This window comes from Streptomyces sp. 1222.5 (genome assembly GCF_900105245.1).
GTDB classification, from domain to species: domain Bacteria; phylum Actinomycetota; class Actinomycetes; order Streptomycetales; family Streptomycetaceae; genus Streptomyces; species Streptomyces albidocamelliae.
In genome coordinates, this window is sequence record NZ_FNSZ01000001.1 from 379002 (window position 1) to 402955 (window position 23954).

22 protein-coding genes, 4 pseudogenes and 1 riboswitch are annotated in these 23954 nt (G+C 68.0%); of the genes and pseudogenes, 15 read left to right on the top strand and 11 right to left on the bottom strand.

Features of this window, described 5'->3' with window-relative positions:
- Window positions 1–76: 76 nt before the first annotated feature.
- Window positions 77–892 (top strand): annotated as a pseudogene (locus BLW57_RS01880) (IS5 family transposase).
- A 233-nt stretch (window positions 893–1125) separates the two neighbouring features.
- On the opposite strand, the gene BLW57_RS01885 reads toward BLW57_RS01880, so the two are convergent.
- Window positions 1126–1857, bottom strand: a complete 732-nt coding sequence (locus BLW57_RS01885; protein ID WP_093471651.1) for a dienelactone hydrolase family protein — start codon at window positions 1855–1857, stop codon at window positions 1126–1128.
- Between the two features lie 378 nt (window positions 1858–2235).
- On the opposite strand from BLW57_RS01885, the gene BLW57_RS01890 reads away from it, so the two are divergent.
- Window positions 2236–2685 carry a hypothetical protein gene (locus BLW57_RS01890; protein ID WP_093471652.1) on the top strand — a complete coding sequence of 150 codons (450 nt, stop codon included), beginning with the start codon at window positions 2236–2238 and terminating at the stop codon, window positions 2683–2685.
- A gap of 84 nt (window positions 2686–2769) precedes the next feature.
- On the opposite strand, the gene BLW57_RS01895 is transcribed toward BLW57_RS01890, so the two are convergent.
- Window positions 2770–3261, bottom strand: a complete 492-nt coding sequence (locus BLW57_RS01895; protein ID WP_093471654.1) for a hypothetical protein — start codon at window positions 3259–3261, stop codon at window positions 2770–2772.
- A 729-nt stretch (window positions 3262–3990) separates the two neighbouring features.
- Between BLW57_RS01895 and BLW57_RS01900 the strand changes: the two genes are divergently transcribed.
- The 3 genes from BLW57_RS01900 to BLW57_RS42980 all read left to right on the top strand — a co-directional run bounded on the left by BLW57_RS01900 (window position 3991) and on the right by BLW57_RS42980 (window position 6457).
- Window positions 3991–4707: a hypothetical protein gene (locus BLW57_RS01900; RefSeq protein ID WP_143051567.1), complete on the top strand. Its 717-nt coding sequence runs from the start codon at window positions 3991–3993 to the stop codon at window positions 4705–4707.
- Between the two features lie 396 nt (window positions 4708–5103).
- A complete protein-coding gene (locus BLW57_RS40820; RefSeq protein ID WP_143051568.1) occupies window positions 5104–5676 on the top strand; it encodes a hypothetical protein in 573 nt (190 codons plus the stop codon).
- Between the two features lie 181 nt (window positions 5677–5857).
- Window positions 5858–6457, top strand: a complete 600-nt coding sequence (locus BLW57_RS42980) for a transposase (RefSeq protein WP_176985412.1) — start codon at window positions 5858–5860, stop codon at window positions 6455–6457.
- Window positions 6458–6579: 122 nt separating this feature from the next.
- Here the strand turns inward: BLW57_RS42980 and BLW57_RS01910 are convergent, their stop codons facing one another.
- Complete coding sequence (locus BLW57_RS01910; RefSeq protein ID WP_093471659.1) at window positions 6580–7422, bottom strand: DUF6461 domain-containing protein; 843 nt, start codon at window positions 7420–7422, stop codon at window positions 6580–6582.
- A gap of 1154 nt (window positions 7423–8576) precedes the next feature.
- Between BLW57_RS01910 and BLW57_RS01915 the strand changes: the two genes are divergently transcribed.
- Window positions 8577–9203 (top strand): RNA polymerase sigma factor, encoded by a 627-nt coding sequence (locus BLW57_RS01915; protein ID WP_093471660.1) that lies wholly within the window; start codon window positions 8577–8579, stop codon window positions 9201–9203.
- A complete protein-coding gene (locus BLW57_RS01920) occupies window positions 9196–10257 on the top strand; it encodes a CU044_5270 family protein (protein ID WP_101377054.1) in 1062 nt (353 codons plus the stop codon). Before BLW57_RS01915 ends, BLW57_RS01920 begins: the two co-directional genes overlap by 8 nt.
- Window positions 10258–10458: 201 nt before the next feature.
- On the opposite strand, the gene BLW57_RS01925 is transcribed toward BLW57_RS01920, so the two are convergent.
- The 3 genes from BLW57_RS01925 to BLW57_RS01935 form a co-directional block, all read right to left on the bottom strand.
- Entirely contained in the window at window positions 10459–10995 is a 537-nt protein-coding gene (locus tag BLW57_RS01925; RefSeq protein WP_093471663.1) for a GNAT family N-acetyltransferase, read from the bottom strand.
- Window positions 10996–11077: 82 nt separating this feature from the next.
- Window positions 11078–11632 carry a hypothetical protein gene (locus BLW57_RS01930; RefSeq protein ID WP_093471665.1) on the bottom strand — a complete coding sequence of 185 codons (555 nt, stop codon included), beginning with the start codon at window positions 11630–11632 and terminating at the stop codon, window positions 11078–11080.
- Between the two features lie 115 nt (window positions 11633–11747).
- Window positions 11748–12104 carry a hypothetical protein gene (locus BLW57_RS01935; RefSeq protein WP_256339340.1) on the bottom strand — a complete coding sequence of 119 codons (357 nt, stop codon included), beginning with the start codon at window positions 12102–12104 and terminating at the stop codon, window positions 11748–11750.
- Between the two features lie 321 nt (window positions 12105–12425).
- Here BLW57_RS01935 and BLW57_RS01940 point away from each other — a divergent pair, with 321 nt between their 5' ends.
- Window positions 12426–12884 (top strand): hypothetical protein, encoded by a 459-nt coding sequence (locus tag BLW57_RS01940; RefSeq protein ID WP_093471666.1) that lies wholly within the window; start codon window positions 12426–12428, stop codon window positions 12882–12884.
- A gap of 28 nt (window positions 12885–12912) precedes the next feature.
- Here the strand turns inward: BLW57_RS01940 and BLW57_RS42060 are convergent.
- Together BLW57_RS42060 and BLW57_RS01950 are read right to left on the bottom strand one after the other, a co-directional pair.
- Window positions 12913–13137: pseudogene (locus tag BLW57_RS42060) on the bottom strand (cupin domain-containing protein); the annotation flags it as partial.
- Window positions 13138–13250: 113 nt separating this feature from the next.
- Window positions 13251–14042: a bestrophin-like domain gene (locus BLW57_RS01950; RefSeq protein WP_093480462.1), complete on the bottom strand. Its 792-nt coding sequence runs from the start codon at window positions 14040–14042 to the stop codon at window positions 13251–13253.
- Between the two features lie 433 nt (window positions 14043–14475).
- Here BLW57_RS01950 and BLW57_RS01955 point away from each other — a divergent pair.
- A pseudogene (locus BLW57_RS01955) lies at window positions 14476–14688 on the top strand (alanine--tRNA ligase-related protein); the annotation flags it as partial.
- A gap of 478 nt (window positions 14689–15166) precedes the next feature.
- On the opposite strand, the gene BLW57_RS01960 reads toward BLW57_RS01955, so the two are convergent.
- Window positions 15167–15553, bottom strand: coding sequence for an AfsR/SARP family transcriptional regulator (locus tag BLW57_RS01960; protein WP_176985413.1), 387 nt, complete (start codon window positions 15551–15553; stop codon window positions 15167–15169).
- 369 nt (window positions 15554–15922) lie between these two features.
- Between BLW57_RS01960 and BLW57_RS42065 the strand changes: the two are divergent.
- A pseudogene (locus BLW57_RS42065) lies at window positions 15923–16117 on the top strand (hypothetical protein); the annotation flags it as partial.
- Here the strand turns inward: BLW57_RS42065 and BLW57_RS01970 are convergent.
- Window positions 16033–16479, bottom strand: coding sequence for an AfsR/SARP family transcriptional regulator (locus BLW57_RS01970; protein ID WP_093471669.1), 447 nt, complete (start codon window positions 16477–16479; stop codon window positions 16033–16035). The pseudogene BLW57_RS42065 and the gene BLW57_RS01970 sit on opposite strands and share 85 nt — an antisense overlap.
- A gap of 314 nt (window positions 16480–16793) precedes the next feature.
- On the opposite strand from BLW57_RS01970, the gene BLW57_RS01975 reads away from it, so the two are divergent.
- Window positions 16794–17273 carry a hypothetical protein gene (locus tag BLW57_RS01975; protein WP_093471671.1) on the top strand — a complete coding sequence of 160 codons (480 nt, stop codon included), beginning with the start codon at window positions 16794–16796 and terminating at the stop codon, window positions 17271–17273.
- Window positions 17274–17546: 273 nt separating this feature from the next.
- Window positions 17547–17642: riboswitch (TPP riboswitch) on the top strand.
- Window positions 17632–19032 carry a purine-cytosine permease family protein gene (locus BLW57_RS01980; protein ID WP_093471672.1) on the top strand — a complete coding sequence of 467 codons (1401 nt, stop codon included), beginning with the start codon at window positions 17632–17634 and terminating at the stop codon, window positions 19030–19032. (Overlaps the previous riboswitch by 11 nt.)
- Before the next feature lie 76 nt (window positions 19033–19108).
- On the opposite strand, the gene BLW57_RS01985 is transcribed toward BLW57_RS01980, so the two are convergent.
- Window positions 19109–19672 (bottom strand): dihydrofolate reductase family protein, encoded by a 564-nt coding sequence (locus tag BLW57_RS01985; protein ID WP_093471674.1) that lies wholly within the window; start codon window positions 19670–19672, stop codon window positions 19109–19111.
- A 176-nt stretch (window positions 19673–19848) separates the two neighbouring features.
- On the opposite strand from BLW57_RS01985, the gene BLW57_RS01990 reads away from it, so the two are divergent.
- The 3 genes from BLW57_RS01990 to BLW57_RS02000 all read left to right on the top strand — a co-directional run bounded on the left by BLW57_RS01990 (window position 19849) and on the right by BLW57_RS02000 (window position 23935).
- Window positions 19849–22233 (top strand): SCO7613 C-terminal domain-containing membrane protein, encoded by a 2385-nt coding sequence (locus BLW57_RS01990; protein WP_256339341.1) that lies wholly within the window; start codon window positions 19849–19851, stop codon window positions 22231–22233.
- A gap of 202 nt (window positions 22234–22435) precedes the next feature.
- A complete protein-coding gene (locus tag BLW57_RS01995) occupies window positions 22436–23092 on the top strand; it encodes a hypothetical protein (RefSeq protein WP_093471677.1) in 657 nt (218 codons plus the stop codon).
- Window positions 23093–23371: 279 nt separating this feature from the next.
- Window positions 23372–23935, top strand: a complete 564-nt coding sequence (locus BLW57_RS02000; RefSeq protein ID WP_093471678.1) for a GNAT family N-acetyltransferase — start codon at window positions 23372–23374, stop codon at window positions 23933–23935.
- Window positions 23936–23954 lie beyond the last annotated feature (19 nt).

Below are 23954 nucleotides of genomic sequence, written 5' to 3' on the forward strand. Positions count from 1 at the left end.
CACTGCGGTGCCTGCTGGCCGAAGCACCCACCCCCACTCTAAGACCATGTCCTACATGGCAGTTGTTGAGTGGGGCATGGGGAGTGGATGGTGGGGATGGATTGTTCCGGCAGGTCTGTGCGAGATCGCAAGGTCGTTGCTGCCGCCGTCGCGGGTGCGTCCGCAAGGCGGTGGGGTTGCGAACATCGATGATGAGGCGGTGTTCGCCGCGATCATCTATGTGCTGGTCAGCGGCTGCGCCTGGCGGGCGCTGCCGCCTTGTTTCGGTGCGTCGAAGTCGACCGTGCATCGCCGGTTCCTGATCTGGTCCAGGGCTGGTGTCTGGGGAGGCCCGCATCGAAGGGTGCTGCAGCTGCTGGACGAGCGAGACCTGGTCGACCTCTCCCGTACGGTCCTCGACTCTGCCCACGTGAGGGCGAAAAAAGGGGGCGAACACGCAGGTCCGAGCCCGGCGGACCGGGGTAAGCCCGGTTCCAGGATGCACGTCCTGTCCGACGCGGACGGACTGCCCTTACGGGTCGGGCTTTCCGCGGCCAACACCCACGACAGCCTCGCCCTGAACCCGATGCTGTCCCACTTCCACATGGGACACGAATCCCATGCAGCCGACTCCAAGCCCGTGCGTATTCACGCCGACAAGGCCTACGACATCCCTCACCTGCGACGATGACTGAGAGGCAAGCACATCGGCGTGCGCATCGCCCGCAAAGGTATCGAGTCCAGCGAGCGATTGGGCCGCCGGCGCTGGGTGATCGAGCGCACCATCTCCTGGCTGTCCGGGTACCGCAGGCTCAGCCCCCGCTACGAACGGGACCCGAGGAACTACCTGGCCTTTCTCGGCCTTGCCGCGGCCATCTGCTGCCACAAACGACTGCTCAACCTGACCATGTAGGACACGCCGCAAGGGAGTCGCAGAGACTGCACTGGCCGAGCCTGTGTCGCGGGTGGCCTCGGTTCGCCGCCGGACGGGGTAGAGATGCGATGCGCTCGGACCGCATGCTCGCGAGTCTTCCCAGTAGCCGGCGAAGGAGACGGAGGCACTCGCTGCGCACAATGACGTCGAAGTCCTGAGGCGTCGACCGGCACGGGCCGCGGTCGACGCCTCACTGACCGACGCTCAAAGCGTCAGGCGAGGTGTCGGGAAAAGAACCTCACCGTGCTGTCATGCTCGAGGGCCGGAACGTCCCCGTGCTTGCCCGGGTTGGCGTGGAGTGTTTTGTCGGCGGAGGCCAGGGCGTCGAAGAGTGCCAGGCTCTGATCCCGTGGGACGCGTTCGTCGTCCCACTGCACTAGGAATTCGACCGGGACGGTGACCCGGGCGGCGTCTTCGCTCGTCCCTAGGACGCCTCCAAGACCCAGTACCGCCGCATGGACACGGGGTTCGGCCGCGACGAACGGCACGCCGAGTCCGCAGCCCAGCGAGATCCCCCAGTAGCCCACGGGGCCGGCGCCGACATGATCGAGCCGCTGGACCTCATCTACGACCGCTTGCCATTCGGGAACGGTCTGACGGGCCACCATCGCCTGGAATCCGGCGATCAGCGGCGCAAGCTCTTCGCCGGCTTCCACACGTGCCTGGTTGTCGGCCGCGATCCGGTTGTACTCCTCAACCACCGGCCGGTCCCCATGCCCTGGCACATCAACTGCCACGACCGCGAAACCGCACTCGAGGACGAATCGACGCGCAAGGTGCACCACGTCAGGATCCTTCTTGTGCCGGCCGCCGCCGTGCCCCACAACGATGAGCGGACGAGGACTGTCAGCACCTTCCGGTGTCCACAGCACACCGGGGACCTCGCCGAGGAAGAAGAGCTGCTCGCGGACGCCGTCGGCCGACGTCTCAGCGGTGAAACGCATAGCGATTCAAGCCTTTCGGGATGCCTCCTGCGGGCACTCCCTAGACCATGCAAGAGAGGGAGACCCGACCTGTCACAGTGTTAATCGGTCTCACCTCCTTGGTTCGCAGCAATGCACGGCGCACAGAAGCTACCACGAAGATCTGCAACTACGCATCACTGGACGACACTTCACGTCGGACAGTCAGGCGCCCAACAGCGACGGACACTTGGGCTGGCAGTCCGTGGCGCGACAGCCGTCTTTTCGCCCCACACACGTGGAAACGGTGAAGGACAGAGATAGCAGGTCTGCCGCTGCCCGCAGACAGGCAGACAAACCAGCTGAGGTGTGAGTACAGGTACTCATGCCCGCGAGCCAGTACTCGGAAAGGCTGGCCCTATGACTACCTCTTCGGTGCAGATCCACTCTGCTCTGCCGCGCGTGCTGGGCGCAGCCGCCACGGGAGCGATTCTGGCCATCGGCGCCCGAAGCTACCTCTCCTGGGCCGACCGCCGCAGCGCTCAGACTTGCCAGGACAGCGACACCCTCTGCGTCACCTGGTGGAACCTGACGGCCCTGCCCCTCATCCTTGCGGTCACCCTGCTCGTGCTCACCATTACCTACAAGCACCTGGACATACGACCAAGACTCGTCATCATCCCGCCGACAGTTCTGCTAGCTCCCATTCCCCTCGCCGTCGGCGCGGGGAGGGGATGGTCGGCCGTCGCCCTCGCTGGCGCCGCTTGGTCGGGTTGCCTGGCCCTCGCTGCATGGAAGCGCTCCCGAGTCCTGGCCCTCACAGCGTCAACAGCGATTTTCCTCGCCGCCATGATCCTTACCTACCACTGACGCCCGCCAGCCGAAGCGGACGCCCGTCGCCGGGCGGGGCGGTAGCGGTGGCGCGTCTCACGAACTGCCCCCGGCCTGCGTCCGTCACGGCATGTCGAGTTCAGGCAGCGAGAAGAGCTCCGCGATCGCCTGCACGATTCGTTCGTCGTCATCGTCACCGATCGCTGCTTCAGGTCCGATCACCTTGGCGGCCGTAAGAGCTTTCACCAGCATATGCGGGTCTTCCCCTCCTGGGCGGGACGGATCCTCGAAGCTGAAGTGAGTGATCAACTGTCCGTCCCGGTAGTACTCGAAGGCGGGAGCATGTGCCTTGGCCACGCAAGGTTCTGTCGCGAAGACGGCCAGCTCACCACCATGACGGCACAGCTGCCCGTACGGGACGAGATCGTGGTCTCCGCTCTCCCAACTGAGCATGTGATGCATGATGACGCTCCAGTCCTCGCCTTTGCCGTAGGCCAGCGGCAGGCGACGCGCGGCTAGAAGTCCTCGGGTCAGCGCGTCCGTGGACACTCCTCTGAAAAAGACGACGTTGATCTCCTCCTGCTGTGGCAACGGCCTTCGAACCCAGTTCTTCATGTCTGCACGATAGAAGTGCCGACTGACACCCGCGTTCTCCAGCCCAACCGGCAAGGAGTCAACACGCCCTCTGCCGGTACGTGGCCTTGCGCCACACGCATGCCCTCTACGCTGTCTTGAACGCTGGACCTAACCATCAGCGCCGGCTCCCACACTCCGTTTCGTGGCCGCGGGGCTTGACGAACGATCACGCCATGTAGACGCCGTTACTCACGGCAAGAGCGAGAACTGAGGGCCTGGGAAATCCCGACTGTCGAGCTCATGCACAGTAAGCGGCGAGACGTCGCAGACTTCGGCCTGGCCCGTGGGCACGTCTGCCGTGCCAGGTCCGCGCTCTGCTGGTGGGACAGCGGGCCGCCGAAGGCTTGGATGGTGTCACTCATGCTCGTGAGGGCCAAGGTGCCGGGCCAGGGCCCGCCAGGGCCCACAAGTTGGAGTTCTTCAGGTAGGCGATGCCGTGTTCGACGCGGAAATCACAGTGGAAGGCCTTGACTGGCTGCCGGCCACAGCCTGACGCCGCCGTAGGAGGGGATGAATCCTCCTGCGACGTCCCCTGCATGGCGATGCTGCTTGCACCCGTCTGAGTACGAGTACTCATGCCTGCCCCGACCCTCCTGCTGAACAGTGGCGGACGGCTGACCTTCAGCTGTTGATGAAAGGCAGACAAGTATGTGGGACATCGCGCGGCGCCGGGTCGCCTCAAGAAGCGTCTGGACATCGTTGGTGCTTGTGGCTCTGCTGGCCGTCTCAGCCTGTTCCACGCCCCCGGACCGAGCCGTCAACGAGAAGGAACTGCGTACGCTCGGGCAGAACGATCCGGCGGTGCGGGCTCGGGGGCGAGCAGAACGAGAGCTTCGGAGCACAGCTCGGGCGTACGCCGACCGCGCATCACTGCCGTTGGGGCTGATCGTCGTGCGGGATTCCTGCGTGCCGGGGTCGGGACCCGGCTGGTTCTTCCAGCAGGAGACCGACAACTTCAAAATTGTCTGCTCGATGGACGTCACCGCCTACTACGGCGCCGATCCCCGGGACCTGGGTGACACGCTCGACGGAATTCTCACCGCGGGCGACCACGACCGGTCCGGTCGAGGCGAGCCGGATAGCCGCATCCCATTCACACATGACCGCGAGGGCAAGCGGCTGGTCGACTACTACCGAGCACACGGTCCCACACGAAAGAGTCCCCATGCCCCCGAGTCGACCGACCTGACCGCCTCCGGGCAGATACTGAGCTGGGACGCGACCGCGGGCGGGCCCTCGCGCCAACTGGTGGAGGAGCCCTACGCCGGCCTCGTCAACGATCCGCCGGTGTCACGCGTCGTACATGACCCGAAGGCCGCTACAGTCTCGGCCATCCGCAGACAGTACGGATTGGTATTCAAACTCCAACTTCCGCAGACGGGTTATTACGCAATACTCAAGAACGGTCAAGTGCGCACGAAGTGACCACTACACCAAACGAGGAAGTCGAACCCGGGACACGACGGTCCTCGACGTCGAGGTAACGGTCACGGACGGACCTCCCGTAAGGCACGCGATTCGATTCACGTTGCCCTCAAAGTGCTCGCGAGCGACCAAGGAGTACCTCAAGATTCACGATCGCGGAGCGGGACCACTTCTCCCTGGACCAAGATTCAAGGATCACGCCTGCCTGACCCGTACCCGACCACCGGGAGTTGCCGCACGCATCTCCCCGGCGCCTTCCGGGGCGGAGTGGATGGACCGAGCCACATGAGTTGCCCGAGGAGATGACATGAAAGAGTCACCTGCGAGTTGGAGGGACGACCCCGTAAGCCCTCATCGTCACAACTCAGCCCTACAGCGGTTTTATTGAGAGGAATCATGCGTAACATAACCACTTCCGCCGCCCTCATCACGGTCTGCTGCGTCGGACTCCTCACCGCCTGCACCCACGGAGACGACAGGGACGAACCCAAGCCCAGTGCGCGTGCCACGTTTGAACTGGGTCAGAGCGCGGATACCGCCGGCGTAGGCGGCAACGGGACCATGCGCATCACTCCTGACACGGTTCTCTACATCAGCAGGACGAACGCCGGTGCACCGGAGCATGATCTGTACGCAGTCGTCACTTTCAGCGCCGAAAACCGATCCAAAACACCGGTGACAGCGACGACCAAAGTCGGCGGCTTCCGATGGAAGGCGACCAAGGGGCACAGTGTGAGTGCAGGAAACAGCAAGAGTGCGGCAAGGATCGCTCCCGATGGCTTCGCCGACGGCGGCCCGACCGTACCGAGCGGCAACTTCCGCAGAAACACTATTGCCTTCGACATCGCTAGCGCCGAAAAAGGCGGCATCCTCGTTTACGTTGATGGCAACGGTGACGCCTATCGGTGGCGGATCCCCAACGCCAGCACGGGGCCCGTCGTGTCCGCGCTGAAGCTCGCACTCACATGAAGAGGGCGGCTTTGGACGGGACCTCGACCGCTCTCAGTGGACTCAGCCGGCAACCTGTGTCCCGCGGACGAACCTGAAGCTGTTCACGACTCGTCACAAGATCTCGGCGAGTCCGCGGGCCGCACGTTCCCGATGTGATGATCCGACCACTGCTGGGCTCGTGAGTGCTCGGCCGTTGATCGTGGACGATGACCTGTGGCAGCTCATCGAGCCGTTGCCGCCGCCCTGGCCCGAGCGGTCGCCTGGGCCGAAGCCGGTGGATGACCGGCGGTGCCTGCAGGACATTCTGTACGTCTTGGTCGATGACATGGCCTGGCAACTCCTGCCGCTGGAGTTGGGGGTTCGGCTCCGGACAGACCCGCTGGCGCCGCCCTGGACCGCTGGCAGCGGGCCGGGGGCCCCGACCAACTGCGCCGCGTCCTGCTCGCGAAGCCGCACGCGGGCCTGTGAACTCGACTGGACGCGTGCGTGGGTGGCCCCCCACTTTCGCGCGATAAGGAGGGAGCCGCGACCGGCCCGTCACCGGTCGGCCGGCGGAAAGCGGCAAGCACCATCTGATCTGCGACGGAGCGCCCCGCTGTACGTCATCATTTACCGCGGCAAACGTCAACGACATCACGCAGACCCTAGCCCTCGTCGACGGCATCCCGCCGCTGGCCGGATGCCCCGGACGTCGCCGCCGACCCCCCAAGCCGTGCTGGGCAGCAGGCGTACGACTCCCGGACCGTGCGCCGCGAACTCCACCATCGCCAAATCCTCCTTAAGGACTCCCTGGCCGTAGAGGGGCTGGGCAGACTCCGCTACGTCGTCGGGCACACGCTCCTGAAGATGGCCCGCTCATAATGCTGTTACGAGTTCCGGGAAGGCGGAGAGTGCGGGGGACACCCTCCACGCGTTCGCTTCCTACTCACCTGTCTCGTGCTCCGCACGATCCGTGGCCGGCGGCTCATCAAAGACGATCACGACCGGCGCGTTTGCCTCCGCTTGTGCGCGGTCCGACGCCGTCACGATCTCTTCGTAGGTCCATTCCCTGTACAGGCGCTCCCCGTGGGCATCGGTGATGTCAATGATTACGCCGGTCCCCTCCTCAGCGGGTTGCTCGGGGACGAGTCCCAGCTCGTACGTGGCGTTCTCGAGGAGGGCTTCGGTGACGCGGATGCCGGTGAGTCTTTCGGCCAGAGCGAGGACCGCCGCCTTCGGGTCGACGTCCGGGGCGCTCTCGTCGTGCTCCCCCTCAGGAGTGACGGGGAATCCGACTTCCCGCAGCAGGGGGACCAGTTCATCGGGGGTGCTGCCGTCGCGCGAGGAAGGGACCTCGAACGTCGTACGGAGTTCGCCGTCCTCGAACCAGTGGAAGAGGTGGATGGGCTTGCCGCCGTTGGTCGAGTGCACCACCACCCGACCACCCTTCGACAGCGTCTGCACGCACGCGCCCGCGAGCCCCAGGCCACCGTCAAAGCCGAGGACGATGGTCCAGTCGCCCTTCTCGCCCGGAGCGCGGAAGGCGCCCGCGACGTAGGACTCGTCCCAGTAGTTGTAGTCCACCTCGGCGCGGTGGGCGTCGTCCGCCTCGATCAGCCCGGCCGTTCCCTCCCCTGTGCCGCGTGGTTCCGCCTCTATCGCGCGCAGCACATCGCGCGGGCTTCGCCCCCGTACCAGTGTCAGGGTGTACCCACTCTCCATTGCGTGCCGGAAAAGCGGGGAGGTGCGGATCCAGGTGTAGTCGTGCGCGGTCACCGAGTTCATACGCCGCAGTGTGCCTGATGCCGCTGACAACGCTCGGTGTCAGCGGGTATCGCGGCTAAAGCTGGTCCCCGGGCCGCGCCACTTCAAGAACAAGGTCGGGTTACGAGCTCGACGTGCCCGCTCCGCCATGCAGAGGTGGGGCATGCTCCGTTCGCGCAGCGGTGATCGGCGGTGGACGCCGGCGCGCGAGGACTGCGATCGGCCGGCTATTCCAGGTCTCGTACGTGGTGTACAAGACTGGCGACTGCTGACGCGGCTGGGTGATCTGGCACTGCAGCGGTGACGGGAGCAGGTTCAGGGTCTGATCTCCAGCTCCTGCGCGACCGCCCTTATCAAGGGAGGTGGTTGCCCCGCGAGAAGGAGACCATAAACCAGACGACCAGAGGGATTAGAACCAGCAGGACGAATCCTGCCAACACCTTCGCCCAAGACGCAGTCCTACCTCGTCCTTCAGCCTGCATGGCCTTTCCCCCCGTCCATGATGCGGCAGAAGCCGAGTGTATGCGGAGGTTCGGAGCGACAGCAGTCACGCGCCAAGAGGAGCCGTGCAGATCCGCGCTGGGCCAGGTGGAGTGACGCCTGTACGTCGTACCATCAGGCTGCACCACGAGGTGAGGCCACAGGGCCGCAGCAGCACCCAGCCTGACGATGCACCGCCCGCAGCTCGCACTGCTCGCCTACACACCCCTCGCCCGACTCGCTCTGCACCGCCTGGCAGGCCCTGACCTCGCGGCCGGTTGCTCGGAGCTGTCCGGCCGTTGCGTCCGGCAGGTGGTAGTGCAACGGCCCCGCAGACAGGATAAGCAGGGTTCAACTGCTACGCCTGCGGGTCCGGTGCATCTGGAGGCAGCAGCATACTGCGGTGTCCTCGCGGGGCACCTTCTTCATCCGGCTCACGAGCGCCAGAAGGTCTGGCCGGGCATGCCTTCTGCCATGCGGCCAAAGATCACGCCAAGATCACAATGTTCACCGCGCAGCAAAGTTCCTTTTGTCTCATTCAGGCGAGAAGTGGTGGAGGACTTGTCTTTTTTGCCTCTATTGTCTTGACCCCCGGCGTGTGGAATCACAGCCGGATCGAGCATCCGGCGTGAACTCAAAGCTCTTCTCGTGCGGAGTGTGATTGATCGGGCTGCATAAGTTGCCCAGGAGACGACATGAAGGAGCCCCATGTGAGAGCACTCTCCCCAACGGGGGGTCGACCAGACCCCGCTGAGGATGCCGCTCTGCTCCAGGAGCCGCAGGGCGCCTCTCAAGAGTTCGCCGAGCTGTATGACCGATACGCACCCGCCATCCACCGCTACGCCACACGCCGCTTGGGCGCTGGGCTGGCCGACGACGTCGTAGCAGAGACCTTCCTCGTAGCGTTCCGTCGCCGACAGCGCTTCGATCCGGCCCAAGGTCAAGTCCGCCCTTGGCTCTACGGCATCGCGAGCAACCTGATCGCGGCGCACCGGCGTTTCGAAGTGAGGCAGTATCGCGCGCTGGCCAAGACCGCGATCGACCCGCTACTGACGGACTATCACGACGATGTGGACGATCGGGTGGCTGCCACAGCGGTCGCACGCCAACTGGCCGCCGCGCTCAGCCACCTCTCCAAAGGAGATCGAGACGTCCTCCTCCTGATCGCGTGGGAGTCCTTTTCCTACGACGAAGTGGCGCAGGCGCTGGCGATCCCCGTCGGCACAGTGCGCTCGCGGTTGCACCGGGCGCGCAAGAAGGTCCAGAAGACTCTTGGTGGGGTGAACCCCGCCGCGGTACACGAGGAGTTCGCGGATGGATGACATGACGCTGCTGCAGCAGATGCGCGCCGAAGTTCCCCGCCCCGACCCGGCACGGCTGGCCATCGGCCGGGAGCGGCTGCTGGCAGAAATCAGGCAAGAACCGTCGAACAGTCCAGCCCCCCGTCGTACGGCGGGAAGTGTCCTGGGCAGAAGGAATCGGGGTGTCGGCGCCTCTGCGTCCGCGGGCACGGTCCGGCCCCGTTTGCTTGGCCGGCCAGTGATTCGCGCCGCCCTGGCCACGGTTGTGGTGGCCGCCATAACCAGTGGTGTGGTGACGGTGGTGGACGCCACCTCACGCGAGGACCGCCATGCGGCAGCGCCCGGCGCCGACTCCCCTCGCATGCGGGCCGTCAGCGCCAGCACCGTCCTCAAGGCTGCCGCTGCCCATCAGCGGCGCCAGGAGAAGCAAATCGCCCCGCGCGACGATCAGTTCATCTACACCAAAGAGCTCGTCACAGAGACCGAGATCAAGACAGGGAAGACGCGAACGCTCGTCGATGAGAACTGGCACTCGGTGGACGGCACCAAGCGCGGTTGGACGATGGAGGTGGGGAAAGGCTGGTGGGCCGAACCACTGAAGCCCAACCAGTCGATGTGGCCCCCCGCCAAGTGGCAGGAACTGGAGAAACTGCCCACCGAACCGTTCAAGCTGATTCTCTTCGTACAGAAGCGGCTCATCGGCCGGAAGCCGACCCCGACCCCCGACATCAGGGATCACGACTGGCCCATGATCGAATTCGGCCTTGTCAACCTCCTCCACAGACGGCCAGTGATGCCGCCGGGGCTGCGAGCAGCGGCGTTCGAAGCACTCGGCATGATCCCCGGCGTCACCGCGACCCCCGGAGTCACGGACGCCGACGGACGCCCCGGCATCGCGATCGCCTACAAGGACCCCTTCCATCAGTTGCCGACGAGCGACGTCCTCATCTTCGCCGACGACACCTACGACTTCCTCGGCTTCGAGGACTCACATGTGGGAGAAAGAAGGGCGTACAAGCGCATCTTTACTCTCGAAAGCTACGCCATAGTCGACAAGGTCAAGCAACGGCCATAAGACGTTAGAGCTGAGTGCGGCAGGCCGAGAGCTTGGATCCGCGCATGGCGTGCGCGTTGGCATCCTCCGCACCCGCAGGTGGGGTCGAGCGGGGTGAAGTCTGTTTGGGCACCCAAGAAGCAGCGCTGTTCGCGCTGCGGCTACGTCAGGCGGCGTCCGGATGCTCCTGCTGCAAGGTGATCCGACCTTTCACCTGAACGGTCAGAACCTGTCGGCGGATGGCCGGGTCGCCGGGAGTTCCCACCTGATCTCGCCCTCATGCCGGTGGCTGGTGGGCGCCAGACCAGCAGCACCGGCGACGGCAGCGGAGGCGTGGTGATCCGGATGGATATGGGCACGGATCGCCCCGACTTCCTGTTCGCGCAGCCAGGCAACCAGTGCTCGTGCCGCCTCGGTGGCAATCCCACGCCCCTGCCACCGAGTCCCGACCACCCAGGCGACCTCGGCGGCACGTTCGAACTCGCCCCCGGTGATCGTTGCTTGCACCGTCCCGACCAGACGCTTCTCCGCCCGAAGCCGGATCACCCAGTTCCACCACGTCTGGGAGGCATGGGGAGAGCCCGCCACCAGGCGTGCGTACCGTGACCGCAATGCCTGCGCAGAGTAAGGGGTACCGCCCGTGAAGGCGTGCAGAGCCGGGTCGGAGAGTACTTCGGCCATCTCGTCCGCGTGCTCGACGGCCAGCGGTACGAGGCTCAGCCTCTCGGTCTCGACGGCCTCGATCTTCAGGGCGTCCACGCCGCCTCCGGTACGGACGCTCGCTCTTCCGCCGTCCCGGCGCGCACCTCCGCACTCCGGCACGCATGCACGGCCCGGGGGCTCAACGCGGTCGGCCCGCGCGTCGACGTCGCTGCGGGCGTCGGGTGGGCATGGGTACGCCTTCGTCCGGGACCGCTGCGGGCGAGGAGAACCCGCCGGGAACGCTCGCCCGGGCGGCAGCCGGGACCTGTGCGACGGGCCGCTCGGCCGCTCGGCGTGGACGCGCGGCGCGGGCCACGACGGTGACGTGCGGGATCCGCGGGGCGCAGGCCTCGCAGACCTCTTCGACGCTCCATACCTGGCCCACCGTCGGATCGTGGCGCAGGATCAGCACCACTGCGCCGGCGCACTGGACCGTCTCGGGGTGGGCGGAGCACTGCTGGGCGCCGCAATAGCAGAAGGCATGGGGGCGGACGGTGGCCGCCTTGGCGTGAGCGGCCGCATGCCCGGCCGCGAAGGCGCGCAAGGCCGCAAGGTCGCGGGAGCGGGCCGGCATCCGGCAACCCTCCTTGCTGCACGTGACCGTGGCGGAGTGGTCGCGGTGTCCGATGAGGCGGACGGTCCAGGCCCGCCCGGGGACCCGCTCGGTGGGGGATGCGCTGTACGCGGTCGTCACAACAACGGCCGTCCATTCTTGGTCGCGAGAAAAGATGCGTCCACTATGAGTTACCCACCGAGCGAGCATGCACCGGTTTTCCCTCCACCGCCGTGCGCGCCATCGATCCGGCGGCTCAGATGGTGACGCAGATCCCGTCCTCGATCACCCGGCCGTCGCGCTCCAGGCCGCCGCACACGAGCTTGGCGCCCGCCTGCTCGTAGCCGACCGCCCAGCGGTGACTCGCGGCGGAAACCTTCGAGGAGTGGAAGTTCCCCCAGTACGACCGCAGCGTTCCGGGGAGTCCGTCCCTGGTCTGCACGGTGATGTCCTGCACGAACCTGTTGTGGTGCGCCGTCATCACACAGATGTACTTGCCGCACTGGCTGTCGACCTGTGCGCTTGCCGGCGTGGTGGCGAGCAGCGAGAGGGCACATGCTGCGAGCAGCGTCGCAAGCTTCTTCATGTTGTTCATGCCCTGCTGAACGATCACATGGCTCCAAGGTGACGAGAGTCAATACGTGCGCCGCGACATCGATGACAATCCCGACGAAGGTCCTTTCCGTAGGAGTCATAGGAGGCAAAACCTCCAGCATGCTCGCCGGCTACCCGCACGGCCTCGGAAGCGACAGGACCACAGCGGTACGCGCCCCCAGCCCGGCCATGTCGCGCCCGACCGCGCGGCGACGTCACGGAGGGCGGCAGCCCGGCGAGGGGCGCTACCTGCGATCGGTGAGACGCGCCCGTGCCCTCCGCACGCGGTCACCCGTTTCGCCGGCGGGCCCCTCCGTACACATGAACGACTGGAGTCGCCATGAACTCCATCTCCGCCACCGACGTCACTCTGAGGGGCCTGGGAGCGTGCTGCGCCGTCGGCAATGTGGTGCTGCACGCCCTCCTCGTCCCTGATCACCTCGAGGAGAATTTCTACGTCGGCGTTCTCTTCGCCCTCGGCAGTGTCGTCATGCTCGCCGTGGCGGCGGCACTGGTGACCTTGAAACGCCCCATGATCGCGTGGCTGACCGGAGCCCTCGTCAGCTTCGGAATGATCATCGGCTTCCTGCTGTCGCGCACCGTAGGTCTGCCCGACGGCTATTACGAATCCGGCTGGGAGCCGCCGTACGGCCCGCTTTCCTTGATCGTCGAAGGACTGTTCATCCTCGCGTTCCTCACCTGGCTGACCAACACGCCGCCGACCGCCGACACAGCGAAACCGCCGCGGAAAGCGGACCGGGAACCGGTCGTGGCCGGGCGAAACGGTTGGTGGCGGTGATACAGCAGGCGTCTGCCGGACATGACTGCGCGGTGGGCCGCGGTGCGCGGCGGCGTGCCCGCTGCTTCAGCTCCTCCTCGTCGACAAACGTGAGCATCGGCTGCCCCGGTTCGCACAACATGGTGACGGCGAACTTGGTCGGCGCGTCCGCCAGGGCGTTGCCGTCCTGGTAATGGATCACGTCGCCGCCGGGTTCCCTGAACGTCTCACCGGCCTTCACCATGCGCTCCGGCTCTGCTTCCAGTTCGAGCCGGTGCCGGGATCGCCCGGAGGCCACTCGGCGAGGACGGCCGGCGCACCAAAGTCACGTCAGCTGTGGCAATCCGTGCGCAGTCGCTGCCTCGTTCAGGGTTTGAACCCCGGAAGTCAGCTCCCCCAGTATTTCCTCAGCTGACCTTCCATGAACGGGTTCGGACTCACACTCACTTCACCGGCGAAGGGGTAGTCGAGAACGAGGACGAGGGTAAGACTCAAGCCGACCAGCAACGCGATCGTGCCTACGAAAAGCAGCTGCACCTTGAGGTTCTCCACCCCGTAAAGCAGGGTGACCAGCATCACGACCACCGCTCCCCCGTAGGTGAGGACCTGCAGAAGAGCGGGCAATCGTTGCGTCGCGGCCAGAATGCGGATTCTGCGCTGTGCGGTCACATCGTTCAGCCGCTCCACCGACTCGTTGTAAAAGGTCTGCTCGGAAGCGCTTTTCGGATTGTAGCCCTGGAAGACTCCGTACAAAGCCTCGAGTTTGCCCGAGGTCGCGCTGAGACTATTCCTCCCTTCACGCATGAGCGGCCATGCGTCCTCTACGACGGCGTGGATGTATCCCCCGATGGCCACATCCAGTTTTTTCTGCACCTCATCCGGAAATGAATGCGCGTTGCGGGAAATCACAGCAAGATCTGTGGCCTCGGAAGTCACCACTGTCTGCACTTGCTCAAGCTCGGTCCACAAGGTCACGATGACGAAAGCAAGGACGATTCCGTAGATGGCTCCAAACAGCTCGAGGACCGTGCGCGACACGTCGTTGGTCACGCCATGGGTCAGCTGAGGAAAAATTCGACGCGCCACCAGGCAAGCGGCGAGCGACAGAACAACAACGCCTCCCACCATGACGAGTGCGAGGCCGGCGGTGTTCAGGTTGTTCAGGAGCCAAAGTCCCACAAGGCCCACTTTACCATGCATGACCATCTATTCCGGATTTCTGATGAATCCTCCACACCCGACCCTGCTCATGGTCTGCGTGGGTAAAGTTGGGGAGCCGGACGAGTGAAATCCCCGCTATACGGGTTTTCAATCGAGGGTTCCACCTCCCCAATCTGTGGCCTGCGGGACGTCCTACCCGGACTACCTGAGGTAAATCGTGTGACCGTGCCGCCCGGGCACGCTACTTTTGGCGCATGAACGTCACTGGCCGAAGCACCACAGCGACCGCGCGAGCGACCCGCTCGCCGGTTGCCGCCGCCTGACGTATTCCACTTCCCATCGGCGACCGGAAACGGTTTGCCGGTGGTTCCATGGCGTTCCCGCCCAGGTTCCGATGATCGTGCCGCCCGTTTCCGGTGCCTCCCCGCCGCACACGCGAAGGAGCCACCCCATGAACACCGATCACGTCGTCCGCACATTCGTCGAGTACTTCGAGGAGCGCGGCCACCGCCGGATCACCGGCTCGACTCTGCTGCCGCCGCCCGGCGACCCGGTGCTGTTCACCACCTCCGGTATGCACCCGCTCACCCCCTACCTGGAAGGGCGGCCGCACCCCCTCGGCAGGCGCCTGGTGAACGTGCAGCGCTGTCTGCGCACCACTGACCGTCGCCGAGTGACCAGGTACCGAGCATCTCGAACACGGTCAGATGCGTGGTGTCGCCGACCTCACGGGTGTCTCCCACCGCGCGGGCTGCCCGAAGGGCATGTGTGTGAACGGTCAGCGCGTCGGTGAGGTGCCCCGAGCGTTCGTAGTGCCGGTGGAGCGTGGTGGCTCCGCTGGCCCTGCGAGTGGCGGCCGAACTGGCCCTTTCACACCCCCTGGATCCACTGGCCCAGGCGGAAGATCCCAGCCTCTCATCGGTATGACCCAGCCGGTGAGCATGGAGAGATGAGGGCGAGGAGGCGCGACTGTTCAGGCTGCTGGGCCTGCACCCAGGGCCCGACGCGGACGTGTACGCCGCCGCCGCGCTGACCGGCGGAACCGCGGAGCGCGCCCGGCGGTCCCTGGACGCCCTGTCCCGCGCGCACCTGGTGCATCGGAGCGGGCCCGGCCGTCATGCCATGCACGACCTGCTGCGCGCCTACGCCGCGGAGCTCACGAGCCGGCACGACGTGGCGGCGGAGCGTGACGCCGCCCTGACCCGCCTGCTGGACCACTGCCTGGCGGCGTCTGCTCTTCCGCTGGTGGCCAGTCCGCGGATCAGCAGCACGGCGAGGGGCTCGTTCAGCGGGTGCTCCGTCAGCAAGGGCCGCAGGACGGCGGGCACTTCCTCGGACTTCCCCTGTCCCAGCAGGGCGTGGGCCCAGGCGAGCGCCGTCTCCAGACGCTCCTGTGTCCAGGCGGTACGCGTGCGCTCCGCCCACGCCCCCGGCAGCCCCGCCAACGGCACTCCGCGCCACAGTCGCAGCGCCTCTCCGAGGAGTCGGATGCGGCGTTGGTCGGGCAGATGCGGCTCGCGCGCCCGCACGACGAGCGAGCGGAGACGTCCTCTCCCCGGATGAGGCACTCGCGCTGCTGCGCTCCCTGATCGGACCGCGCGTCGATACGGACCGCGCGGCGGCCACCGCCCTGGCGGAACAGTGCGGGCGCCCCTGGTGGAGGAACTGCGGGACGAACGGCGGCGCCTGGACCTGCTCGACTCCGGAGACGGAGATCCTCCTGGAGTTGTGGCAGGAGCGCGGCGTGCCCGTGGAGCTCACCACCGAGGACACGCCTCTACATCGACCCTCACCCGAGCCAGGAACACGGCGACTCCAACAGCGACGCCACCACCTGGAAAGTCGGCGTCTGGCCTGGCGTTGGTGCTCAGCGGCCTCGTCGTGACTTTCCTGGGGCAGCAGTCGTCTCCGGAGTCGCGGGCATCGGCAAGACCGCGCTGGCGGTGCGCTGGGCCCACCAGATGCGTGACTCCTTCCCCGACGGACAGCTCTACGTCGATCTCCGGGGCTACGACCCGGACGAACCGGTCTCCGCCGCCCAGGCCCTCTCGGGCTTCCTCTCCGCCCTGGGTGTGCCCGGCCCGGAGATACCGTAACGGAGCAAGTCGACGGCGTGTAGGTCCGCCTCCAGGACGTATCCGCCGGAGGTGCGTGCGATGCGAAGCGGCGTACCGGGTACGGCTGCCCCGTCACCGCCTGCCGTGGGCGCCACGCCGTCCGTGGATGCCGCGCCGTCGAACAGCCGCCTCAGACGGCTGATGTGGGAGTAGAGGGCCGAGCGGGCGCCGTCGGGCGCGGCGGTGTCCCAGACCCGGTCCACCAGCGTGCTCGCGGGGACCGGTCGGCCGGTGTCGGCCGCCAGCGCCGCGAGGACCGCTCGGCGACGCGGCTCCCCGATGTCGACCGCGCGCCCCGTGACGCGCAGTTCCAAGGGTCCGAGCAGGTGCAGGTTCATCGCGCCTCACGCGGGAGGGAGGAGGGAACGGGCTTCACGCGGTGGGGTGTTCGTCCGCCGGGCAGGGCCGGCATGCCCTCAGTCCTCCGTCGTTCGCTCCGGGGCCGCCGGCCGGGCAGCCGTCACAAGGTTTCCGCAAGGTTCACCGTAGATCCTCACCTCACATGCCGTCAGGCGGATCGCGGCAAGCACCGCGTGCAGGGGGAACACCGACGTCCGCTCCCGGAGCCTTCCCGGGAGCGGCGTGTCCGCCCGCCCCGCCGGCAGTCGCGTCAGACGTGACCAACCCGACGCAACAAGAGAATGGAATTGTCATGCGCAAGATAATGTCCCGAGCCAACCGGACGGCCGTCGCCGTCGTCGCGACCGCCTTCATGGCGTCCGGAGCGGTCGTCGCGGGGGCGACGACCGCCTCCGCGGACGGCTGTGTGGGTCCCCTGTGCGGCGCGGTGAAGAACCGGACCGGCGAGACGATGCACTACACGATGAGTCTCGGCGAGGGCCCGCACTACTGCGACGTGTGGAACTGGGGCGGCGGCACCGGGAGCGAGTTCAAGCACGCGAAGTGCAAGCAGGAGTCGTTCGGCAACGGAACGCGGGGCGGCAACGGCACCGGCAAGGACGTCGACGCCTTCACGTTCGCCACGCACGGCTACCACGAGCGGTTCTCGCGGGTCGGCACCTGGCACTGGCGGGCCAAGGGGGTCTGGACGAAGATCCGCAGCGGGGAGATCGGCGACTGCGGCATCGGCGACCACAACGAGGTCTGGTGCACCGTACTCGTGCAGGCCTGAGGGGAGCCGCTGGTAGTCGGGCATTCCCAGGAAGGCGGCGGCACGCGTGTGCCGCCGCCTTCCGGCGGGACCGGCCTCCGCGGCCCGCGCCCACCCCACGACGGCGCCGACGCGTCGAGGCATCTCACGCGGCGAGCCCCCTTACGGAGTGTCAACGGCCGACTACGCACGCGCACGCATCGGGCAGTCGGCCGACGGGCGCCGCACGCTTCCGGCCGGCCCTCCCCTCCCCCGACCTGAACCGGTCACCGGACCGGGCTATTCTGGCCGGCATACCTGGACACGGGGTGCCCCTGCACGGGGGCTGAGATCACACCCGTTGAACCTGAACCAGTTAGGACTGGCGGAGGGATGTCGTATGTCGTTGCCGTATGCCCATGAAGAGACGGCCGTCGCCGAGTCGCGGGGTGTCTTCGACGGCCGGATGCCGACCGCCCCCGGAGATCTGCGAGTGGAGGCGCGCGGCATCGCGCCGGTGCCCGAGGACGCTCGCTACGGCAGCCCCCGCCGGCTGTTCACCGTGTGGTTCGCCCCCAATCTGACGATGACCGGCGTCTTCACCGGTACGGTCGGCGCGGCCCTCGGACTGGACTTCGCCACCGCGCTGCTCGCCGTGGTGCTCGGCACCGTGCTCGGCGCGGTGCCCACGGCCTACCTGGGAACCTGGGGCAGCCGGACCGGGGCGGGCCAACTCCCGCTGGCGAGGCTGGCCTTCGGACGGGCCGTGGCTCTGCCGGGCACCCTGCAGTGGCTGTCCTCCATCGCCTGGGACGCCCTGATAGGCCTGTTCGGGGGCGACGCGCTGGCCCAGCTGTTCGGCTGGCCGTTCTGGCTGGGCGTCCTGGTGATGCTCATGGCCCAAGGGGCGCTCGGCGTGATCGGGTACGAGGCGATCCACCGCCTGCAGACGGTGATGACCTTCGCGCTCGCCGCCTCGCTCGTCGCGTTGGCGGTGAAGCTCGTGCACGGCACCCAGCCCGCGACGGCCGCGACCGTGCACGGCGCCGACCAGGCGGGAGCGTTCGTGCTGACCTGCACCATCGCCTTGAGTCTCGCGCTCTCGTGGGCCCCGTACGCCAGTGACTTCAGCCGCTACCTGCCCCGCACGGCGTCGCGTTCCAGCATGTTCTGGTGCACCCTGCTCGGTGTCAGCGTGTCCTTCGTCGCCGTGCAGGCGCTCGGTCTGTGGGGCGCCGCTGAGTTCACCGACCAGACCGCCCGCGGTGTCGACCATCTGCTCGGCGGCGGCGCGCTCGGCGCGTTCGGACTCCTCGCGGTCGCCGTCGCGGCCCTGTGCAGCAACGCCATGAACGACTACAGCGGGTCGCTGGCGCTGCAGACGATCGGAGTGCGGCTTCCGCGGCCGGTCGCCGCCGCGCTCGCCGCGGCGCTCGGCTTCCCGCTCGTGCTGTGGATGCACGCCGCTGACACCACTGCCCGCTTCCAGAACGTGCTGTTGTTCGTCGGCTACTGGATCCCCGCGTTCGTCGCGATCGTGATCGTCGACTGGGTGGCCCGCGCACGGGCGCGCGGCGACCGCCCGGTCGACCTGGCGGAGGAGGAAGCCGCGCCGCAGCCGTGGTGGCCCGCCGTCACCGCGTTCGTCGTCGGTTTCGCCGTGGCGGTGCCGTTCATGAGCACCAGCCTGTACGTGGGTCCGGTCGCCCAGGCCCTGCACAGCGCCGACCTCGCCTACCCCGTCGCGTTCCTCGCGGCGCTGCTCGTCTATGCGCCGTTGCGGGTACGACGCCGGTCCTGACCCGCGCCCGCTCCTCCTGGGGGAGTTGCCTGCCCCTGCTGGGCGGATCGTGTGCGGTGGCGTTCCGGGACTCGGCTCAGCGCGTCACTCGGTGGCGGAGGTAGACGACTCGCGAACTGAAGGTGCGGGTCTCGACGAGTTCGAGATCCACGCGGCGCTCGTGCCGGGGGAAGAACGGGATGCCACCGCCGAGGAGCACCGGGTAGACCAGCGTCCGGTACTCGTCGATCAGATCCAGCGCGGCCGCCTCGGCGGCGAGGGCGGCGCCGCCGATCGCGATGTCGCCCTCCCCCGGCTCGGCGCGCAACCGCTCGATCTCCTGCGTCAAGCCGCCGGAAGCGAGCCGGGCATGGCCCTCGACCTCCGACAGCCTGGTGGAGAACACCACTTTGGGGAGCTGCTTCCAGAGCGCCGCCCATTCGAGCTTCGAGTCGTCGAGCGACGGGTCCTGATCGGCGGTCTCCCAGTACAGCATCGTCTCGTACAACCGTCGTCCCAGGAGGTGGACGCCGACGTCTCGTACCCTGTCGATCCAGGAGCGAAAGATCTCCTCGTCGGGCACCGTCCACTCGACGCTGCCGTCCGGTCCCACGATGTAGCCGTCGAGCGAGACGCTCATCGAATAGGTCACTCTGCGCATCGGAAGGCCTCCTCGGCAACGGTTCGAGAGTACGACCGCCCAATGCCGTACGCTTGTTGCGGCTCGCGACAGCCCCTCCCGATGTCGCCACTCCACGGGCATTCGCCCCGTACCTGAGTACGTTCTGAGTAGGCGCGCTCATGTGGTACGACGTGGTGCGGGACACACTCCGAACCATGACACATGTTCCGCCACCGGCCGAGGAGCTGCGGCTCATCGACACCGAGCTGTGGCAACTGGACGCTCGTCGGGCCCAGTTGCTGGCGCGCCGCGCCTGGCTGGTCGCCCATCTGCCCTCGCTGTCACAACCAAGTCCGGTGCCGCCCACGGCCTTGCCCGCACCGCACGGCCCCGAGGCCACCGCGCCGCGCGTGCAGAATGTGCTGCTGCTCCTGGGCGGCCTGCTGCTGACCATCGCGGCGGTCGCGTTCACGCTGGTCAGCTGGGGCCATCTGGAGATCGCCGGACGCTCGCTCGTGCTGGGCGCGGTCACGGTGGCCGCCCTGGCCGCCCCGCTGCCGCTGCTGGGTCGCGGTCTGCGTTCGACGGCCGAGGCGGTCGCGGGGCTGGCGCTGGCACTCACGGTGCTCGACGCCTACGCGCTGCACGCGGTCGCCCTCACCGGCGTGGACGCCACGGGGTACGCCACCGGGGCGTCGGCGGTGCTGGCGGCCGTGTGGACGGGGTACGGACGCGTGCCGCGTACGAGCACGCTGCGGCTGCCGCTTCCGGCCGCCCTCACCGCGGCGCAGCTGCCGCTCCTGCTGGGGGCGGTGGCGGCCGACGCAGGGCGGTACGGGATCACCGGCGCGCTGCTCGTGACGGCCGCGTGCGACACGGCCGTGGCGCTGCGCGCTCCGGCCGGGCCGGTGCGGATCACGGCCACGGTCGGCGCGTACGGCATGGGGGCCTGGGGAGTGCTGGGTGCTGCCCGGCTGTCGTGGACGGCGGACGGTCCGGGCGCCGGGGCCCTCGCGGCCGTGCTGCTGTTCTTCGCGGCCGGTACCGCGCTGGCGGCGGCATGGCGGGGTCGTGCCGCGGGGCACGCCGTCGGGCTGTCCGTCGCCGTCGGTCTGCTTGCCGTCGCCGCGCTCGGCGGCATCGTCCACCCGGTACTGCCGGTCGCCTGGCTGGTCCCCGCTCATCTCGTCCTGGGCACAGCACTGCTGGCTGCGATACGGGCCGTTCGGCTGCCGGAGCCGGTGCGGCGCGGCCTCGTCCTCGCCTCCGCCGCCGTGCAGGGACTGGCCGTGCTGTGGGCGCTGCCCCTGCCCACGCTGACGCTGCTGGGACCGGCCGGCTGGACGGCACGGATCTGGTCCGGAACACCGGGTGGTGCCCGGGAAGCCGTGTCGGCGGACGCGCCGTGGCTGTCGCAGCTGCTGACGGCGCCGCTGGTCCTGGCCGCCGTAGCGGCCGTCCTCGCACTCGCGGTCCGCGCTACGACGTGGCGCCCGAGGGCGCTGATGGGCGCGCTGGCGCTGGGGTGGTCCGCGCTCATGGCGGTCCCGGTGGTGCTCGACGCGCCGTACCCGGCGGTGCTCGTGGTGGAGCTGCTGGCGACGGCGGCGCTGCTCGCGGCGGGGCCGTGGTCTCGGGTGACGGAGAGCGGCGGCCCGCTCCCGGCGCTGGTGCTCGCCCTCGTCACGTCGGTTTCCCTCGCGTTCCTCTCGCTGCCGACGCGGTCCGCGACCGTAGGGGTGCTCACCGCCCTGACAGTGCTCTTCGGGGCGGCGTCCCTCGGGCAGCGCCTGGTCATCGTCGCGGTCCCGGCCGCGCTCGGGTACGGCACCGCTCTGGCCTGCGCGGTGGGTACCGCGGCGGGCTGGGCACCGGAGCACACCGCGCTGCTCGTGCTCGTGGTCCCCGCCGTGGCGGCGCTGTCCGCCGCACGGGCGACCGACGCGCGGACGGCCTTGGTCACCGAGGTGACGGGAGCGGCCGCGGGGCTCCTGGCGATCGGGCTCGCGGTCGGCGATCCGGCGATGCTCTCCCTGACGCTGTCCCTGTCCGCGGTGATCGCCGCGGGTACGGCCGTGCGCGCCGACCGCCGTCCCGCCGCCTACGCGGCCACCGCGCTGTTCGCGCTGGCCGCCTGGGTGCGTCTTGCCGCCTGGGGTGTCACTGCACCTGAGGCATACACGGTGCCGGCGTCCCTCCCGGCGCTCTTGATCGGCGCGCTGAGGCGGCACCGGGATCCGCGGGTGTCGTCGTGGGTGGCGTACGGCCCCGGGCTGGCCGCCACGCTCCTGCCGAGCCTCGCTGCCGCCTGGACCGACGCGCACGCCACCCGACCGTGGCTGCTGGGCGCGGCGGCACTGCTGGTCACCCTGGTGGGCGCCCGACACCAGCTGCGCGCACCGCTGCTGCTCGGTGGTGGGGTGCTCGTGCTGGACGCACTGCACGAACTGGCGCCCTACCTGGTGCAGATCGCCGGCTTCCTTCCCCGCTGGGTGCCGCCCGCGCTCGCAGGTCTGCTGCTGCTCGCCGTCGGCGCGACGTACGAACGGCGGCTGCGGGACGTGCGGCGGGTGCGGGACGTACTCGGCCGGATGAGCTAGTCCCGTACTTCGCGGGTCGTTGATTCGGATGGTTCGGGTCCCGGAGCGGTGTCCGGGGCGGGTTGTGGCGCGTTGGACCGGGTGTGTGGACGACTTCCCGGTCCCCCGCGGCCACGGTCTGAGTGTCAGCGCCTTCAGTGCGTGGTGACGTCCGTGGTGGAGAAGCGTCTGGGCGCTCTGCCTGTCGCTGGCGAGTTTCCCCGTGCATGCGCGGGTCTTCGACGGCGGGACCGCCGAGGTTTCCCAGGTCGTCGGTGCGATGAAGGACTTGCGGAGACTGGCCGGGCCGCAGGAGTTCTTGATGGTCGCCGACGCCGAGCTGGTGTCCTACCCGCACATCGCGGCCCTGCTCGAAGCTGGGGTGCCGTTCATCGCCCCGGTCGCGGCCGCCCAGATCAAGGACGAGGTCTACGCTGTCCTCGGCCTGGAAACCGCCCGAGTGGTGGACTGGGTCCCCGACCGGGAGGCGGGCAAGAAGCCTGGCGAGCGCGAGGTCTGTCGGGTTCTGGAGGACGTCCACCACCTGGCCGGCCCTCGCAATCGCGGCCCGGTGTTCGCCCTGCGGCGGATCCTGGTCCACTCGACCGGCAACGCTGCCGGGCAGCGGGCCGCCCGCGCCAAACGCCTCGCGAAGGCGGCCGAGGACATGGACAAGCTCGCCCGAGCCGCCGGCGGACGCCACTACAAGACGGCGGAGAAGGTTGCCGCCCGCGCCGGAGTGATCGCCGCCAAGCGTCGCGTGACCGCCTGCCTGCGCCGGCAGGTCCGTGAGGACGAGGCGGGCGCCCCGCCCTGGAGCGGGGCTTCGACCAGGACGTGCTCGACGCCGAAGCGAAGGCTGACGGCTGGTACGCGCTGATCACCCCGCTCATCGCCGAGCAGGCCGACCCCGCCCAGGTGCTGATTCGGTACAAGGGCCAGGGCGCGGTCGAACGCCGCTACGCGGACTTCAAAGGCCCGCTCGCCGTCACGCCACTCTTCGTCCAGCACAACCGCCGCGCCGCCGCCCTGATCCAGGTGATCTGCCTCGCGCTGCTGGTCTTCTGCCTGATCGAGCGGCAGGTCAGACGCGCCCTGGGCCCCGACCAGACCATGGCCGGGCTCTACCCGGACAACCGCACGACCTACACTCTCCGTTGTGACAGCCGTGGAGTCAGTGATCCGCCCAGCGGTCCCGGCCGACCTGAGCGCCGTGGCCGAGATCTTCACGCACTATGTCCGCCACACCGTGATCACCTTCGAGGAGACCCCTCCACCGGTGGCCGCCTGGCACCAGCGGCTCGACGACCTCACCGCACAGGGCCTGCCCTTCCTGGTCGCCGAACTGTCGGGCGAAGTCGTGGGCTATGCCTACGCAGCCCCGTGGCGTCCCAAGCCCGCCTATCGGCACACCGTCGAGAACTCGATCTTCCTCGCCCCCCGCCGGACGGGCCAAGGTCTCGGTGGCGCCCTGCTGGAAGCCCTACTGACCGCCTGTGCCCGGACGCACGTACGACAGATGATCGCCGTCATCGCCGACGCCGGCACCGACGCGTCGGTCACACTGCACCGCCGTTTCGGCTTCGCCGACGTGGGCCGGCTGGCTGCCGTCGGCTACAAGCATGACCGCTGGATCGACACCGTACTGATGCAACGAACGCTTGGCCACACACCGGCAAGCCCACACCCGGACTCAACGGAGATCACAGACCTGAATCGGTGACCTGCGAAGTACGGGGCTG

Excerpts from the sequence above, each read along its gene's own strand:
- BLW57_RS01915 (WP_093471660.1), top strand. The coding sequence starts at position 8,577 with ATGAAGGAGCCCCATGTGAGAGCACTCTCCCCAACGGGGGGTCGACCA.
- BLW57_RS01985 (WP_093471674.1), bottom strand. The coding sequence starts at position 19,672 with ATGCGCAGAGTGACCTATTCGATGAGCGTCTCGCTCGACGGCTACATC.
- BLW57_RS40820 (WP_143051568.1), top strand. The coding sequence starts at position 5,104 with ATGCGTAACATAACCACTTCCGCCGCCCTCATCACGGTCTGCTGCGTC.
- BLW57_RS01910 (WP_093471659.1), bottom strand. The coding sequence starts at position 7,422 with ATGAACTCGGTGACCGCGCACGACTACACCTGGATCCGCACCTCCCCG.
- BLW57_RS01895 (WP_093471654.1), bottom strand. The coding sequence starts at position 3,261 with ATGAAGAACTGGGTTCGAAGGCCGTTGCCACAGCAGGAGGAGATCAAC.
- BLW57_RS01920 (WP_101377054.1), top strand. The coding sequence starts at position 9,196 with ATGGATGACATGACGCTGCTGCAGCAGATGCGCGCCGAAGTTCCCCGC.
- BLW57_RS01970 (WP_093471669.1), bottom strand. The coding sequence starts at position 16,479 with ATGAACCTGCACCTGCTCGGACCCTTGGAACTGCGCGTCACGGGGCGC.
- BLW57_RS01980 (WP_093471672.1), top strand. The coding sequence starts at position 17,632 with ATGTCGTTGCCGTATGCCCATGAAGAGACGGCCGTCGCCGAGTCGCGG.
- BLW57_RS01940 (WP_093471666.1), top strand. The coding sequence starts at position 12,426 with ATGAACTCCATCTCCGCCACCGACGTCACTCTGAGGGGCCTGGGAGCG.
- BLW57_RS01890 (WP_093471652.1), top strand. The coding sequence starts at position 2,236 with ATGACTACCTCTTCGGTGCAGATCCACTCTGCTCTGCCGCGCGTGCTG.
- BLW57_RS01885 (WP_093471651.1), bottom strand. The coding sequence starts at position 1,857 with ATGCGTTTCACCGCTGAGACGTCGGCCGACGGCGTCCGCGAGCAGCTC.
- BLW57_RS01975 (WP_093471671.1), top strand. The coding sequence starts at position 16,794 with ATGCGCAAGATAATGTCCCGAGCCAACCGGACGGCCGTCGCCGTCGTC.
- BLW57_RS01990 (WP_256339341.1), top strand. The coding sequence starts at position 19,849 with ATGACACATGTTCCGCCACCGGCCGAGGAGCTGCGGCTCATCGACACC.